At 45.4% G+C, this 15,182-nt stretch carries 20 protein-coding genes; 10 read left to right on the forward strand and 10 right to left on the reverse strand.

Features of this window, described 5'->3' with window-relative positions; translation table 11 throughout:
• The coding region (locus tag T494_RS0103445; protein ID WP_028505094.1) for an IS3 family transposase at nt 1-245 on the forward strand (245 nt) is incomplete at its 5' end.
• 105 nt (nt 246-350) lie between these two features.
• On the opposite strand, the gene T494_RS0103450 is transcribed toward T494_RS0103445, so the two are convergent.
• Nucleotides 351-917 carry an HD domain-containing protein gene (locus tag T494_RS0103450; protein ID WP_028505095.1) on the reverse strand — a complete coding sequence of 189 codons (567 nt, stop codon included), beginning with the start codon at nt 915-917 and terminating at the stop codon, nt 351-353.
• Nucleotides 918-1,493: 576 nt separating this feature from the next.
• Between T494_RS0103450 and T494_RS0103455 the strand changes: the two genes are divergently transcribed.
• Together T494_RS0103455 and T494_RS13320 are read left to right on the forward strand one after the other, a co-directional pair.
• Complete coding sequence (locus T494_RS0103455; RefSeq protein ID WP_028505096.1) at nt 1,494-3,206, forward strand: EAL domain-containing response regulator; 1,713 nt, start codon at nt 1,494-1,496, stop codon at nt 3,204-3,206.
• Complete coding sequence (locus T494_RS13320) at nt 3,193-3,528, forward strand: Hpt domain-containing protein (protein ID WP_051540015.1); 336 nt, start codon at nt 3,193-3,195, stop codon at nt 3,526-3,528. The genes T494_RS0103455 and T494_RS13320 overlap by 14 nt, the downstream gene beginning before the upstream one ends.
• Before the next feature lie 486 nt (nt 3,529-4,014).
• Here the strand turns inward: T494_RS13320 and T494_RS0103470 are convergent, their stop codons facing one another.
• The 4 genes from T494_RS0103470 to T494_RS14265 form a co-directional block, all read right to left on the reverse strand.
• Nucleotides 4,015-4,320, reverse strand: a complete 306-nt coding sequence (locus T494_RS0103470; protein ID WP_028505097.1) for an antitoxin VbhA family protein — start codon at nt 4,318-4,320, stop codon at nt 4,015-4,017.
• Between the two features lie 240 nt (nt 4,321-4,560).
• On the reverse strand, nt 4,561-4,827 hold the full coding sequence (locus T494_RS0103475) for a hypothetical protein (RefSeq protein WP_028505098.1): 267 nt from the start codon (nt 4,825-4,827) through the stop codon (nt 4,561-4,563).
• Nucleotides 4,796-5,041 carry a hypothetical protein gene (locus tag T494_RS13990; protein ID WP_028505099.1) on the reverse strand — a complete coding sequence of 82 codons (246 nt, stop codon included), beginning with the start codon at nt 5,039-5,041 and terminating at the stop codon, nt 4,796-4,798. The genes T494_RS0103475 and T494_RS13990 overlap by 32 nt, the downstream gene beginning before the upstream one ends.
• Before the next feature lie 360 nt (nt 5,042-5,401).
• On the reverse strand, nt 5,402-5,524 hold the full coding sequence (locus tag T494_RS14265; RefSeq protein ID WP_278244647.1) for a hypothetical protein: 123 nt from the start codon (nt 5,522-5,524) through the stop codon (nt 5,402-5,404).
• A 19-nt stretch (nt 5,525-5,543) separates the two neighbouring features.
• Here T494_RS14265 and T494_RS13770 point away from each other — a divergent pair, with 19 nt between their 5' ends.
• Both T494_RS13770 and T494_RS13325 read left to right on the forward strand, forming a co-directional pair.
• The gene (locus T494_RS13770; RefSeq protein ID WP_155984025.1) at nt 5,544-5,696 is read left to right on the forward strand and encodes a hypothetical protein; all 153 of its coding nucleotides are present in this window, start codon (nt 5,544-5,546) and stop codon (nt 5,694-5,696) included.
• 37 nt (nt 5,697-5,733) lie between these two features.
• The gene (locus tag T494_RS13325; protein WP_155984026.1) at nt 5,734-7,308 is read left to right on the forward strand and encodes a recombinase family protein; all 1,575 of its coding nucleotides are present in this window, start codon (nt 5,734-5,736) and stop codon (nt 7,306-7,308) included.
• A 436-nt stretch (nt 7,309-7,744) separates the two neighbouring features.
• On the opposite strand, the gene T494_RS14270 is transcribed toward T494_RS13325, so the two are convergent.
• Genes T494_RS14270 through T494_RS0103530 form a run of 5 tightly spaced genes read right to left on the reverse strand, consistent with a single transcriptional unit; the run spans nt 7,745 to nt 10,332 of the window.
• On the reverse strand, nt 7,745-7,870 hold the full coding sequence (locus tag T494_RS14270) for a hypothetical protein (protein ID WP_278244648.1): 126 nt from the start codon (nt 7,868-7,870) through the stop codon (nt 7,745-7,747).
• A gap of 14 nt (nt 7,871-7,884) precedes the next feature.
• The gene (locus tag T494_RS0103515) at nt 7,885-8,670 is read right to left on the reverse strand and encodes a PhzF family phenazine biosynthesis protein (RefSeq protein WP_028505101.1); all 786 of its coding nucleotides are present in this window, start codon (nt 8,668-8,670) and stop codon (nt 7,885-7,887) included.
• 17 nt (nt 8,671-8,687) lie between these two features.
• The gene (locus T494_RS0103520) at nt 8,688-9,134 is read right to left on the reverse strand and encodes a GNAT family N-acetyltransferase (RefSeq protein WP_028505102.1); all 447 of its coding nucleotides are present in this window, start codon (nt 9,132-9,134) and stop codon (nt 8,688-8,690) included.
• Entirely contained in the window at nt 9,127-9,408 is a 282-nt protein-coding gene (locus T494_RS0103525) for a hypothetical protein (protein WP_028505103.1), read from the reverse strand. Before T494_RS0103525 ends, T494_RS0103520 begins: the two co-directional genes overlap by 8 nt.
• Before the next feature lie 57 nt (nt 9,409-9,465).
• Nucleotides 9,466-10,332, reverse strand: coding sequence for an EamA family transporter (locus tag T494_RS0103530; RefSeq protein WP_028505104.1), 867 nt, complete (start codon nt 10,330-10,332; stop codon nt 9,466-9,468).
• Nucleotides 10,333-10,884: 552 nt separating this feature from the next.
• Between T494_RS0103530 and T494_RS0103535 the strand changes: the two genes are divergently transcribed.
• The 5 genes from T494_RS0103535 (at nt 10,885) to T494_RS0103555 (ending at nt 15,004) form a co-directional block, all read left to right on the forward strand.
• Nucleotides 10,885-11,400 (forward strand): flavodoxin, encoded by a 516-nt coding sequence (locus T494_RS0103535; RefSeq protein WP_028505105.1) that lies wholly within the window; start codon nt 10,885-10,887, stop codon nt 11,398-11,400.
• Nucleotides 11,401-11,412: 12 nt separating this feature from the next.
• Complete coding sequence (locus T494_RS0103540; protein WP_028505106.1) at nt 11,413-12,264, forward strand: aldo/keto reductase; 852 nt, start codon at nt 11,413-11,415, stop codon at nt 12,262-12,264.
• The gene (locus T494_RS0103545; protein WP_081777204.1) at nt 12,257-12,643 is read left to right on the forward strand and encodes a nuclear transport factor 2 family protein; all 387 of its coding nucleotides are present in this window, start codon (nt 12,257-12,259) and stop codon (nt 12,641-12,643) included. Before T494_RS0103540 ends, T494_RS0103545 begins: the two co-directional genes overlap by 8 nt.
• Nucleotides 12,644-12,649: 6 nt before the next feature.
• The gene (locus tag T494_RS14325) at nt 12,650-12,856 is read left to right on the forward strand and encodes a LysR family transcriptional regulator (RefSeq protein WP_347490856.1); all 207 of its coding nucleotides are present in this window, start codon (nt 12,650-12,652) and stop codon (nt 12,854-12,856) included.
• Nucleotides 12,857-13,081: 225 nt separating this feature from the next.
• The gene (locus T494_RS0103555; RefSeq protein ID WP_028505109.1) at nt 13,082-15,004 is read left to right on the forward strand and encodes a S41 family peptidase; all 1,923 of its coding nucleotides are present in this window, start codon (nt 13,082-13,084) and stop codon (nt 15,002-15,004) included.
• Nucleotides 15,005-15,182 lie beyond the last annotated feature (178 nt).

Genomic DNA, 15,182 nt, shown 5'->3' on the forward strand with positions numbered 1-15,182 from the left:
AGAAAATGCTCAAAGATAAAGGCATAAGACAGAGTATGTCACGAAAAGGCAACTGTCTTGATAATGCCTGTGCAGAAAACTTCTTCGGATTACTCAAGACAGAATTGCTGTATTTACAAGAATTCACATCAATAGAACACTTCATATCCGAGCTTCACGCTTACATAGAGTGGTACAACACAAAGCGCATCAAGCTTAAGCTTGATGGTATGTCACCTGTTGAATACAGGCTCAATGCCGCATAACAAAAGCGACCAAGATCTCTCTTAGTCGCTTTGCATATTTTTTCTTTAAAAAGTTTGTCTAACTTTTTGGGGTCAGTTCAATGCCCCGGCGGTCTTTTTTGCTGTTTATCTGCTTTCACGGTCTAACTTTTCCATAGTGTCGGCAAGTATCTCGTTTCTTATCTCGGTAAGCTTCGGAGAAAACTCCACTGCATCAAATGCGTATGTCTTGTTAAGTTCAAATTCGTTTTCCGACCAGGTCTCAAGGGGGGATTCATTGTGCTGTATCAGAGCCTCAAGCTTATCAAGTGCTTTGTACAGCTTTGATTCTGCTGTCTGCTGCATCTGCATCTCGTCAAAAAGCGACGAGAGATCGTCCGATACCTCACCCGGCAGCGAGGCTGTCCACACAGCCAGAATATCATCCTCTTTTGCCCTGTCTCTTTCAGTTTTCTCAAAAGTGGGAATATCTCCTGTAAAGCACTCCCCCAGGTCATGAACGATACACATTGAGATCACCCTGTCCATATCCAGCTGTGCAAACTCATGTCTCAGCAGAAGTGCCATAAGAGACACACGCCAGCTATGTTCGGCAACGCTCTCTGTGCGTCCGCTGCTTGTAGTGCAGTGCCTTTTTGTATCCTTCAGCCTCTCAGCCACATGGAGTATATCCAGAAATTCTCTTGCTTCCACCGTTTTATCCCCTTTCCGGACAAAATCTCATATATGAGAGTATACATCACAAACATTGCATTGTCAATCATTGAGCAGATACAAAAAAGCCCTGTACGAGCTTTCCAAAGAATGCGCCTGACAGATCTTGAACCTGCACGTTGTTGACAATAGAACCTAATGGCAGCTCAACGAAATTAGTTATTTTCCTCGCAGATACGGCCGTTTTCGTGGTCTTAATATAACTCACAAGAGCTGAAATGTCAAGTGATTTTATTTTTTAGTATTCTTGAAAATCAACTTGTGCAATTTTTGCAACTTGATCTTTCAGACCCTTTGCAGGAGCTTGTCAAGGCGGTCGCTGATTTCAGATCCCTGCCCGATATGACTATGCCGGAAAAAACAAACGTGTAAATGTTCATCACTGCTATGTACAAGGACTTGAGCGTATTTTTAGATATTTCGTTGACTTTTTTCGCTTTTTGTGTTAAAATAATTATGAGAAACTATATATTCTGACAGCATTGTACATCTATTGTCGATTTGACAATAATGCAGCTTGTTATTTATTGGAATATTATGTAAGGGGGATCCCACATGCAGGAACTGTTGGAACGAAAGAAAGGTCTTCGCAGAAGCATATTGATCGTTGATGATGACTATATCGCAAGAGAGATACTCGGAAAGATGCTGAAAGATCAGTACGAAGTCAGCTATGCCGAAAACGGTGTGGTAGCTCTGGACATCATAAAGCGGGACAAGCTGAAGCTCTCACTTGTGATACTTGATCTGCACATGCCGGAACTTGATGGTTACAGTCTGCTGAAACTGCTTCGCAGCGACAATGAACTTAGGCGTATCCCTGTTATCGTGCTGACCTCTGAAAAGGGTGCAGAGGTTGAGAGTCTGAAGATCGGGGCAGCGGATTTTATCACAAAGCCCTTTGATATGCCGCAGGTCATTTGTGCAAGAGTCGGTCGCTCTATTGAGCTTGCCGAGGACAGCGTTATTATCCATGAGACAGAGCGTGACGAACTAACGGGACTATTCCATAAGGAATTTTTCTTTCAATACGGCAAAAGGCTTGACGAACTGAATAACAATATGCCGATGGATGCAGTGGTAATCGATATAAATCGTTTTCATGTGGTGAATGAGCTGTATGGAAGAAGCTACGGCAATCTTGTATTGAAAAAAATCGGCGAAAGCCTTCATGAGCTTGTCAGCGAAACAGGCGGACTTGCCTGCCGCCGTGACAACGATCAGTTTTGTGTCTATCTTCCCCATAGTGACGAGCTTAAACTCAAGCTGCCGCAGTATATCGCTGTGATAGACAAGCGCATAAACGACAGTAATATCAGTCTGCGGTTTGGCGTATATTCCGACGATGGCAGTGAACAGTGTATGGAACATCGCTTTGATTATGCCAGACTTGCCTGCCAGAAGCTCAGAAACAGCTATGTATCATGCTTTGACTTCTATAACGATGAGCAGCACAGCAAAGAGCTGTACGCCGAAAGGCTCATCAATGATATGGACAAGGCACTGTCCGAAAAGCAGTTCAAGGTCTATTATCAGCCGAAATATTCAATAAGGGGTGACAGACCGCAGCTTTTCAGCGCTGAAGCACTTATCAGATGGTTTCACCCTGAATTTGGTATGATAAGCCCCGGACAGTTCATCTCGCTATTTGAGGAAAACGGTCTGATACAAAAGCTTGACCAATTCGTGTGGAATGAAGCAGCGGTGCAGATAAAGCTGTGGAAAGACATATATGGGATACACATTCCCGTGTCGGTCAATGTGTCGAGAGTCGATATGTTCAATGCACATCTTGCGGATATCTTAGAGAACATTGCAAAACAAAACGGCTTGGATAATACCATGTTGCTGTTGGAGATCACAGAAACTGCCTATACCGATGACTCCGACCAGATCATCGAAGCAGTGAAAAAACTTCGCAAGTGCGGTTTCAGGATAGAAATGGACGATTTCGGCAGCGGATATTCCTCACTGAATATGCTGACCTCTCTGCCGATAGACGCTTTGAAGCTGGATATGAAGTTTATCAGAGGAATATGCGAAAGTGAAAAAAACGAACGTCTTGTCGGTATCATGATCGACATAGCAAGACTTCTTGAAGTCCCTGTTATTGCAGAGGGCGTAGAAACAAAGGAACAAATGGAACTGCTGAAAAAGCTGGGATGTGACATTATACAGGGCTACTATTTCTCAAAGCCGCTTCCGCCCGAGGAGTTCGGAGCTTTGGTAGAAAAAGAACTGAAGGAGACAAATTATGCTTACAATTGATAAACTGAGAGAATATGGTGCTGATGTGGACGAGGGTCTTGCAAGGTGCATGAATATGGAAGATTTTTATATTGGACTTGTAAAAAAGGCACTTGCTGACAACAGGCTTCCTCTGCTTGAACAGCAGATCGGCGAAGGCGATCTCGATGCGGCGTTTGAGACAGTTCATGCGCTGAAAGGTATGTATGCAAATCTGTCGCTTTCACCGCTGACAAAACCGCTCAGCGAAATAACGGAACTGCTTCGCAGCAGAACGGTAACCGATTATTCGTCTCTTTTAGTTGAAGCAAAAGAGCAGTTTGAAACATTGTGCAGTTTATAAATTTATCTCACAAGAGAAAGATTGATATGAAAAAGATAAAGAATAAAACAGGATTGTATGCAGCCGTTATAGGCAGCCTTATGATAGCAGCTATACTCATACTTGGCACATACTGGTCGGGACAGAAAGCACAGTAGGATACCGAAAAGGCAGTAAGTTCTGTAAGTAAGCTTTATCTTGACGAACTTGCCGGCAGGCGTGAACAGGTGGTTGCTTCTGCATTGAAACGAAATATCGGGAATATGCAGACTGCGGTCAGCCTGCTGACAAAGGACGATCTCAGCGATACAGCACATTTGCAGGCGTATCAGCGGCGTATGAGACAGCTCTATACCCTTGAAAAATTCGCCTTTGTGGACACAAACGGGCTTATCTATACCGCAGACGGCACTATGAATGATATAGAGAAGTACAGCTTTGACTACGATCATATCAACAAGCCTGAAATATCTGTAAGGGACAATGGAAGCGGCGGCAAGAGCGTTATTATCGCTGTACCGGTGGACAGGCTGCCCCTTGACGGGAAAACGCTGACTGTGTGCCCGCCTCAATTATCGCACGGGACTCACGCTGCCTGTAATAGCTTTGGATCCTATCCTTTGCAGATTCAATGGTTATGTTTCCCTCAATGTGCTCTTTTGCAGTCTCAAGCAGATAATCGGAGGTCTTCAGCCCGTCTACATCCTGCAAGCCGATAGCAGTTTTCCAGGCATAGCTTTTCATCGCCTTTTCAGGCTCACCCTGCCTGATATATTCATCAAGATCATACTGCCATTTCTTATTATCAGACATAGCCCAGCCTCCTTTTCAAGTAGTATTTGATAAATATATTATACCATATTTTACGGAGGAATGCAACTGTATTACCATGACTACAGTAGTGATCCAAAATTCCTACGCTGATATTGCTCCAAGCTATTTTTTAAATTCTTTCGTATCTGCATTTTTTGTCGGGTACTACACGGATTTAAAATTTCAATAAAAAACCAAGTGTTCCTTTGAGCATACAGCGCTCCTTCTACTTTAAATATATCACCTTATAATTCTATTTACCCACTCAATCAAGTCGTCTGATTCATATACCACAAGCTCCTGCCAGATGCCATTATAGTAAATGCCATCGCCTTTTGCGGAGTTTTTCTTTTTGCCATAGATATGCTCAGGTTTAAGAAACTCATATTCGTTCCATAGTCCCCTGCTTTTGCCTTCCATTGTCAAAACACGGTCTTTTCTGAAATCAAGCACCCCGTACCCTTTTCTTGACGAATCAAAGCCTTTTCTTGAGAGTATTACTTTCATTTGCAGCACCCACAATTTGATTTAAAAGGATCGTTCGGTCCATTATCCTGCCGGCAACATAATTTGAGACCAATGATAATGTGATAAAGAGGATTACGAATACTGCGAACTTTACGATTATTTTCTTGTTTGTGCTTTTCATAGTGATTGCTCCTTTGCGTTTTATTTTGTGTTTGTTTTTCGGATATTTTGAAAGATTCTTTTCACTCTCCATAAAAAAGCAAGTCCCCGCACCTTTCGGGTGCGAGGGCTGTCCTCTGAGTAATCACAAACACTATATTCAATTGATGTTAGCTGTGCTTCATATTCGGCGTTAGTTACGCTTTCTGTAATGCGCAGGCAAAGCCTTCCTTCATGTATCCCCACTCATGAGAGTTCTTCGATTTTGTGCCGAGTGTTCCGACCTCTACGAATCCATCGCCAATCTCTTTCCAAGGATCATATCCTGCGTCCATAAACTGTATCTTAGTTTCGGTTGCGCCAAGCTCGTCAATGTTGATCCCCTTGTACCAGGCTCTTTCGTATTCCTGTCCCCAGAATGTTGAGCTGCTCTTGCCCCATGCTTTTTCTGTGATCAGGTTTGCGTTTTCAGGGATATAGCTTTGTCAAAGCCGTTTGCATTGAGCAGCTTACGGACCGTCATTCCCTTGTCTGCTGCATACTTTGCAAGTCTCTTTACTGTCTCGCCGGTGAACATCTTATACTCGCAAAGCCTGATGCCTGTTATAAATTCTGTAACTGTTGATTACAACGGCAGGACAGATCTGTTCGACACATTTATAGAATCGCTGCTAACTGATTTTCTAAACGAAAGCGGCGCAGAGAATTACGATGCCGCAGCAGAAACAGAGCTTGCCATATCGGCATAGGCTTATGCGTTTCTTAAAAATGAAAGAATGAAAAAACTTGAAAACATGGTTATATTACAGGCTGTCTCGTGATGAGGACAGTGAAATGAACAGCCTGCAAAATCAAAGGCAGATACTTGTTGACTACGCACAGCAGAAAGGTCTGGAAATAGTGGGTGAGAGCTTTGATGACAACGTATCGGGAATGTCATTCAACCGAAAAGGTCTTGAGGAGCTTGAAGCTGCTGTTGACAAAGGGATAGTCGAGCTGGTGCTCGTCAAGGATCTGAGCAGACTTGGCAGGCACAGAACGCAGACTGCCCTGTTCATCGATCACCTGCGGCAGAACAATGTCAAGGTGTATTCCGTCACCGAGGGCATAGATACCAGCGATGAGGACGACGATCTGCTGATAGGATTCAAGCAGATATACAATGACTTCTACGCCAAGGACATCGGCAGAAAAATAAGAACGGGCATCAACCAGAAACAAAAGCAAGGGCTGATAGTCAATCTCCCGATGGGTTACTACAAGGACAAGCTCACGGGCGAGGTCAGAGTCGATGAGATCGCCGCCGACATCGTCAGAGAGATATACCACTCCTATCTCGAAGGTCGAGGACTGTCATCTATCGCAAGAGAGCTGAACAGACGGGGCGTCAAATCTCCCGAGTTCTACTCCCATAGAAAGATAGGCGCACAGCGGACACAGATGTGCAAGAAGTTCCTGTGGGCACAGACGACTATTAAAAGGCTTTTGACCAACGAGATATACACAGGCACCCTTGTCAATCACAAGACGGTCACCAGCAAGATATACAAGACCAAGAAAGTTGTTCCCGAGGAGGAACGATTCCGCCACGAAGATTTTGTCCCTGCGATAATCGACAAGGTGACCTTCAACAAGGTGCAGGCTGTCATAGAGAGCAGAACGGCAAACACCTGCCGCACAAAGATAGGAGGTACGCTGCACCGATACTCAGGAATGATAAAGTGTGCTGACTGCGGTGCGATACTTGTTGCTAAGTGGCGGGGGAAAGGCGATGACAGGTATGTTGAGTACACCTGCAACAGCCACCACAGGTACGGCAAGCAGTACTGCACTCCCCACCGCATACACGAAAGTCAGCTGGACAAATGCGTGACTGATGAGCTGTACCGCCTGCGTGACAGGCTCAAGGAAGAAAGCAAAAAGTACGAAAAGATAGTCAGGGAGTGGCAGAAGAACAAGCCGAGGTTCGAGCAGCGGATACAGCAGTACACCCAGCGGATAAACCTGCTTCAGGAGCAGATTCAAGGAATACTTATGGAACGCATAACCGACAAGGCTCACGCTGATATGTACGATGATATGATAAAAAAGCGAGAAGCCGAGATCAAGGACCTCAAAAACAGGATAAGCGAATGTCAAAGGCTTGACGAGGTAAGTTCCCAAAAGAGCAGCCAGCTGCGCTCAACTGCCGAACTGCTTGACGAGATACTCTCCCAGCCGAAGATATCGGATTCCGATCTGCGAATGCTGGTGCAAAAGGTGCTTGTGCATCAAAACGATGACAAGAGCCTTGATGTGCAGTTTATATTCAACGGTGCATTCGAGCAGAGCGTGACAAAGTATGATGACGAACAGGTATAAAAAGAAAGGCTGGTGCAGATCAAACTGCATCAGCCTCACTTTTTTTGTGGGTGCAGCCGTTATGTGAACGCCCGTGACTTAGACCTGCAAGCCTCCTGGGAGCAGCAGCAAATGGCAGCATAACGGCATACTGTCATTGTGCCCGGCTTCAAGGGCGGTGCGGCTATGATGCAGCAGATTCAGGATCAGTAATATAAGAAAAGGGCAATGTCCTCCCTGCGTGGAAGAGATCGCCCTTTATCATATCCAATTACTTCAAATATCAACACTCTCCAAATAGAACCTGCTGATCTTCTCGTGAGTGATCGCAGCTCTGGACCAGGTCCGGATCCAAAGCAGTATTAAAACATAAAAGGCTATTGCACATAATGATAACTGTGCAACAGCCTTTATTTTATATGCTTTCCAAAACATTATAGATATCCCCGCCTATGCTTCAGCACAAAGGTGTCACCGGCACTAAAGAACGGACATTTGCCGGGCTTCGGGTCTGAAGGTACTGCTCCTGCAATTCGGGGAATACTTTGGTATCCGAAACTGTTATTTTGAATTCGTACTGCATGATATTCCTCCGTTTTATTTCAACTCGACCGCCAGCTCTGCCACCGAAACAAGCACGGCTTCGCCGCTGATCGCTATTCTGCCGCTGCCGAGCAGCTCACATTTCAGATGACCGCCACGCTTTGAAGCCTGATAAGCATTGATGACAGACTTTCCAAGAATCTCAGACCAATAGTCTGCTATTTGGCAGTGCGCCGAGCCGCACACAGGATCTTCGGCTATTCCGAATTTTGGGCAAAAGCTGCGTGATACACAGTCTGTTTGCGTACCTCTTGCCGTTGCATTCTGGATGCGCCCCTCGACCTTTTTGAGCATTTCCTGATCAGGGTCCATAGTGCGTACCTGTTCTTCATTTTCAAAAACACAGATCAGATCCAGTCCGAGGACAGCCTTGACAGGTCTTACACCGAAAGCCTTTTCCATATCGTCCGTGACAGGTATCTCCCGAAGCGGATATGTGGGGAAATCCATTTTGTAAAACGAACCGTCCCGTGTAACGGTAAGCATTCCACTCATTGTTTCAAACCGAACGGAATCGGCATCAGGCTCATAGTAATTCATTATCACAAAAGCAGAAGCCAGCGTAGCATGACCGCAAAGCTCTACCTCTGTTACAGGCGTGAACCACCGCAGATGATAATATTTTCCCTCCTTGACGATAAATGCCGTTTCCGAGAGATTATTCTCCATCGCCAATTTCATCATAGCATCTTCCGATACCCATTTATCCATAACACACACCGCCGCCGGATTGCCCGAAAAAGGCTTGTTTGTGAATGCGTCAACAATGTATTGCTTCATGTTTATACCTCATTACTTTAGAACTCTGCTCCCATCAGTATGACCTCGGTTTCCTTTTTGAAGCCGTATTTAGTGTAAAACTCGGGCAGGACGCCCTCTGCGGCGGTTATAAGGTGAACGCCCGCCATACCCTGTGCCTTAATATCTGCAAGGCACTTTTCAAGCAGTTCCTTTGCGATACCTCTGCGCTGATATTCGGGATCAACCGCAAGGTCATTGATCTCAAATGTCCTGCCGTAATGGAACAGCATTGATGTTCCCAGGATAAAGCCGACGACCTTGCCGTCGAGGACATATTCAAGACCGTAGGATTGCTTTGACTCCAACAGCTCCCGAACGTGAATGACCGCATCTTCCGGTTTCCACGGATCATTCCACGGCTCACCCGAAAAGGCTCTTGCGTATATGTCACCATAGCGCTTGATATGCTCCATAGTGATAGGCTGAATGCTATCTTTAATCATGATCGTCCTCCGTTATTTCTATCCTGCTGATAGCCTGAATGTTTATCCTGGACTTGTCCATGAAAACAAGCTCCTGTGAATAGCTGTCAAATATCCGCACCACACCTTGCTTATTCGGAGCGAATACCGCTGCCATATCGGTTGGACGGATATTGCCCGACATTTCCGCCGAACGTGACATAGTGTTCCTGATCGTATTCGCAAGCGGTAGCTGCTGTGCCTTTGTGATGATCGGTGACAGCGTGGATCTTTCTGCATAGAACCAAGTACACATGGGGTTCACTCCTTTCTTATTTGCTATGCTAAATCAGAATTTGCCGTTATTTGTTTCCTATGCCCAGATTGCCATCGCCAAAGTGCCGAAAACGATCAGAATCAACCCGGCAAGCGCCTTTCTGCTCAACTTTTCTTTGAATACGAAATAGGAAAAAGCGACGGAAACGATAATGCTGAGCTTATCGATCGGTACGACAACGCTGACGACGCCGTTCTGTATGGAGTAATAGTAACAGAGCCATGATGCGCCTGTGGCAATCCCGGACAGAGCTATGAATACAAGTTCTTTGGAATCAGTATTTTTCAGTTCAGCACCTTTGCCTTTAACGAAAACGATCAGCCAAGCCATAACAAGAACAATACCTGTACGGATCGCCGTCCCGAGATTTGATTCTACATCCGTTATGCCGATCTTTCCCAGAATAGAGGTCAGGGCAGCAAAAACAGCGGAACCGATCGCGTAGGGCAGCCACGTGCGCTTTGTGTCCTTTGCTTCAGTTTTCTTCTTTTCGATCATCAGAAACACGCCTGCCGCAAGAAGTGCAGTACCGATCAGCTTGACCGCCAGATGTTCTGTCTCACTGAAAAGGATGATTGCGATAAGCACTGTCAGAATCGTGCTGGATTTATCGACGGGAACGACCTTGTTCACATCGCCGACGGACAGGGCTTTAAAATAGCAGATCCACGAGACTCCTGTCGCAAGGCCGGACAGAATTAAGAAGATGATAGATTTTGCCGATATTTCCGTGATCGTTCCAGCAGAGCCAACGATAAACACCATGATCCAGGCAAAAAGGAGTACAACGACCGTCCGCAGAGCAGTCGCCACGTCTGAATCAGTCTTTTTGATCCCGCATTTCGCAAGTATCGCCGTAAGTCCGGCAAAGAGCGCGGACAAAGCCGCCATGATCAGCCACATATCTTCCCCTTATTCATTGTCATATATTCTGGTAATTCTCGTCCATCAATTATCTCTAAGATAAATTCCGATTTGTGCGAGCATTCTCGCACATTGATTATATTACCTATTATACCATAATCAGCCCCGATTTTCAATCCACAATACGAAAAAAACGGGAGCAACCCTGAGCGAGTTGTTCCCGGGGAAGAAAGATTCCGACACAAAAACTTTGTCCCTGCGATCATCGACAAGGTGACATTCAACAAGATGCAGGCTATCATAGAGCGCAAAACGTGACATAGTATGGTGACGAAAAGGTATAAGAAAGGCTGGTGCGTATCAGATCGCATCAGCCTCACTTTTTATGTGGGTGCAGCCGTTATGTGAACGCCCGTGACTTGGACCTGCTCTCCTATCGAAAGGGGTGATTTCAGGCATGAAGAGATGTAATATCGACTTCTCTTCAAGTTTGCATAAGAAAAACTTATCTAATTTACCCGAAATCCAGATTGATTTATTTGAAAACTATGATAAACTATAATTACCAAATAAATCACGGAGGTAACACTTATGGCTAACATTCTTATCGTTTACTATTCACGCAAGGGCGAAAACTACTGGAACGGCGGTCTTAAAACCATCGCAAAGGGCAACACCGAGCGTGTGGCTGAGTTCATTCAGAATGCAGTGGGCGGTGATCTTTTTAAAGTAGATACCGTAAAGCCCTATTCCGAGAGCTATATGACCTGCATCGAGGAGGCAAAGCAGGAGCTTCGTGCAAAGGCTCGTCCTGAGATAAAGGCTTATCCCGACAATTTTGAAGACTACGACACTATCTTTGTGGGCTTCCCTAACTGGTGGGGAACGATGCCGATGTGTATGTTCACACTGCTTGAAAAGTATGATCTGGCAGGCAAGACGATCATTCCTTTCTGCACCAATGAGGGCAGCGGTATGGGTTCAAGCGAGCGTGATCTTAAAAATCTCTGTAAGGGCGCAGTTGTCAAGGCCGGGCTTTCTGTTCACGGAGCAGAATCGGCAGAGAGTGAAAGCAAGGTCGCTGCGTGGGCAAAGAAATCTGTCTAAGGAGGAACTATTATGAATTACATTACTTTGAATGACGGCAACAAGATCCCAGCGGTAGGTTTCGGCGTGTTCATGATCCCTGCCGACGGCTCGACATACAAGGCAGTGCTTGAAGCGCTGAAGGTCGGCTACCGCCACATTGACACGGCTGCCGCATATTTCAACGAAGCGGAAGTCGGCAAGGCTGTCCGTGACAGCGGAATTACCCGTGAGGAGATCTTCGTCACGAGCAAGCTGTGGCTTCAGGACTACGGCTATGAAGCTGCTAAGAAAGGCATTGATGCGTCGCTTTCCAAGCTGGGTCTTGACTATATCGACCTCTATCTGCTCCACCAGCCTTATGGCGATGTGGCAGGTGCGTGGAAGGCTCTTGAAGAAGCAAAAGCACAGGGTAAGATACGTTCTATCGGTGTCAGCAATATGACACCAAAGCTCTACACCGAACTGACTGCTGATTTTGCAACAAAGCCTGCGGTAAATCAGGTTGAATGCAATCCGCTTTTCCAGCAGAAGGCTCTGCGAGAGGTGCTTGCAAAAGACGATGTAAAGCTAGAAGCGTGGTATCCCCTCGGTCACGGTGACAAGTCACTGCTTAAAAACCCGGCGATCACAGCACTTGCTGAAAAGTACGGTAAGAACGCAGGACAGATCATTCTGCGATTTGAGGTGCAGGAGGGCTTTATCGTTCTGCCGAAGTCCACAAATCCCGAGCGTATCAAGGGCAACATCGACATTTTTGACTTTGAACTGACCGCTGAGGAAATGGATACTATCCGTGCGCTCGATACAGGCAAGGGTTCCCACGATCCCGAAGCTCCGGGTGTTGGCGAAATGCTGCTGAACAATTACAAAATTCATGACTGATGGTGATACTATGACCGACAAGGAACAGATCATACAGCTCTACAAAGAGATGTACACTGCAATGGTGAACAAGGACAGAGCAGAACTTGAACGTGTCCATGATGACAGCTTTGTGCTTGTCCACATGACAGGTATGCGCCAGCCGAAAGAGGTCTACATAAGCTCGATCATGGACGGTACGCTGAATTATTATTCTGCCGAACATGAACATATGCAGGCGGAGATCAATGGTGATACTGCTGTGCTTATCGGAAAAAGCAAAGTCACGGCTGCGGTATTCGGAGGCGGAAAGCATACCTGGCGGTTACAGCTTAGGTTTCAGCTTGTGAAGAAAAACAGCGAGTGGCGCTTTGCACTTGCGAGCGCCTCGACCAATTGAGGTGATATGATGCTAAAACAGATACGCTATTTTCAGTCGGTGGTGCAGCTTGGCAGCTTCACAGCTGCCGCAGAGGAGCATTTTATTTCGCAGTCTGCGATCTCACAGCAAATAAAGGCTCTTGAAAAGATCGCAGGTCCCAACAGCAACGCTTCGGTAATTCCGGCGGCTAAGGGTCCGAAGATCACTCCGCCTATCAAGGACGACAAATAAGCCTTGATACATAATAACGGATACACAGGCTTCTCTGTTTTCACGGAGAAGCTTTTTATTTATATTACGATAGTTAAAACAATAGATTTATTATTTTTGTTTTTAATATTAAATAGTTGACTTTTAGAAACAAAAGTGTTATAATGATGTCGGGCGAATACTCTCTAAAAAATGCCGATGTTGTAAAAATATGGGCGTTAATAACAGAATCAGGAGGAGAAAAAGATGACGATCAAAAAAAGGCTGGTCGCAGTGGCAGCGGCTACGATGCTTGCAGTTTCAGTCTTTCCGCTTTCCGCTTTTGCCGACAAGGAAGCGAAATACGAAAAAAGGGAAGTTACTGCTTACAAGTACAGCATGGATAAGAGCGAAAAAATGCAATGCCTGTTCTTGAATGATCTGCCGGACGTTCCGTATGTAGATGTTGAGGCTTACCTTGACAGTATATACACAAAGGATTTTACTACCTCGGCAGACGGTGATGTTTACACCGTAAGCGGAAACGGCATGACCATTGTTGCGGATACAGCTAAGGAAACGCTCACTATCAACGGATTTGATTCAAACTTCCAGTTGAATATACTTGAGCTTGAAAAAAAGGAAGATAATCCTGAATACGTCACTGAGCCGGAGGCATCCATAGACGGTACAGAAAAGCCGGTTTCCATTGATTATTCAAAGTACAAGATCGACCTTATAGGTGACGACGGAAAGCTGTATTTACCATTGACATCAATTTCAAATATTTTTGACTGCGTATACCGTCTGGCTGAATATATAAACGGCAATCTGTACTTTACATCGGTTATGTCACGGTCAGGTACGGGAAGCGGATACTATGACCGTTCACCGATCTATTTGAAAAAAGAGCGTTCACAGGCAATGATAGATTATACCTACAATGAGCTGTGCGTGTATATGGATTATTTCTTCGGCAAACCGTCCAAGGCTATAATCTCAAAGGCTATTGCGGAAAAAGGGTTCGATAAGGCACTTGATGATGATTATCCTGAGATAAAGCAGCTGCTTTTGTCAAAGAGCCGTGCTGATTTCCATCTTGGTACGCTTTTGCTGGACGATGCAACCGATGACGGCGGACATACGGCAATGTATTATGGCATATTCGGAGATTTGCAGATATTCCCTGAAGACCAGAAGGATAATCTGATCGGGGAGTATATTGTTCGGATACAGGAATCGTTAAAGGCGCAGGAGCAGATCGCAAAAATGCAGACGCCTGACAACACTCGGGATAGGGTCCAGGCTGCAAGAGAAGAAAAGCTGAAAAATGCCACAAAGGTAAAGGAATGGCCTGAGGACGGAGTAGCTCTTTACGTTAACGGTAAAACGGCACTGTTCCAATTTGCCGGCTTTATACATCCTGTTGTTGATGATTTCGTATGGTCGCTGGATTACGCTTCTAAAAACGGCGTAAAGAATTTTGTTATAGATGTAGCTGCTAACGGAGGCGGAGAAGAAACGATCGCACACTTTATTAATGCTATGATGGCTAACAAGCAGAAAAACAACAATGCGGTCGTTACAAAAATGCATAGTGCGCCAACCGGCAACACCATCAACACTAAATATGTATTGGACCTTGACCACAACGGTACGATAGACGATAAGGACAAGAGCGTATACTATGATTTCAACTATGCTATACTTACGTCTAAATCATCTTTCTCAAGCGCAAATATGCTGCCATGTCTGGCAAAGGATAATGGCATACTGATCCTGGGCGAAACATCAGGCGGAGGAACTTGTATGGGAAGTCAGCATCGTTACGCTGACAGTGTTTACTTTGCAGCTGCGGGACTTTACACTATGAATCGCAAGGATGGCACGGATCTGGACGCCGGCGCAGCGGTTGATTTTGACCTCACGGCAAAGAATGCAGACGGAACCACAAGCTACCTGGGATTTTATGATTTTGCAAAGCTGGAGGAGTGCATCGACAAGTTCTACGGCGTTACACAGGAAGCTGCTCCCGAGGAAACTCCTCAGCAGGCAAAGGTAGAGCCTGCAAAGGCAGTTGTTGACAAGGATGCTGCTCCGCCGACAGGTCATGTTGGTGACACTATAACAGCTGCGGTACTTCTGATAGCTGTTGGTTCACTGGCTGTCAAGAGAAAAGACATGGATTAAATCTATACCGGAAAAACTTATTGACAACGGTAACAAGCCCTGCCCGGACCTATTTTGAAATGCTCCCCTTTTGTTAGACAATGTGGTATAATAGAAATATACCAATTATGAATCTAACGAAAGGGGGCATTTTTATGCCCTTTTCAAAATCCCCCATAACGATTTCACGATAAGAAAA

It is taken from the genome of Ruminococcus sp. FC2018 (assembly GCF_000621805.1).
Taxonomy (GTDB): domain Bacteria; phylum Bacillota; class Clostridia; order Oscillospirales; family Ruminococcaceae; genus Hominimerdicola.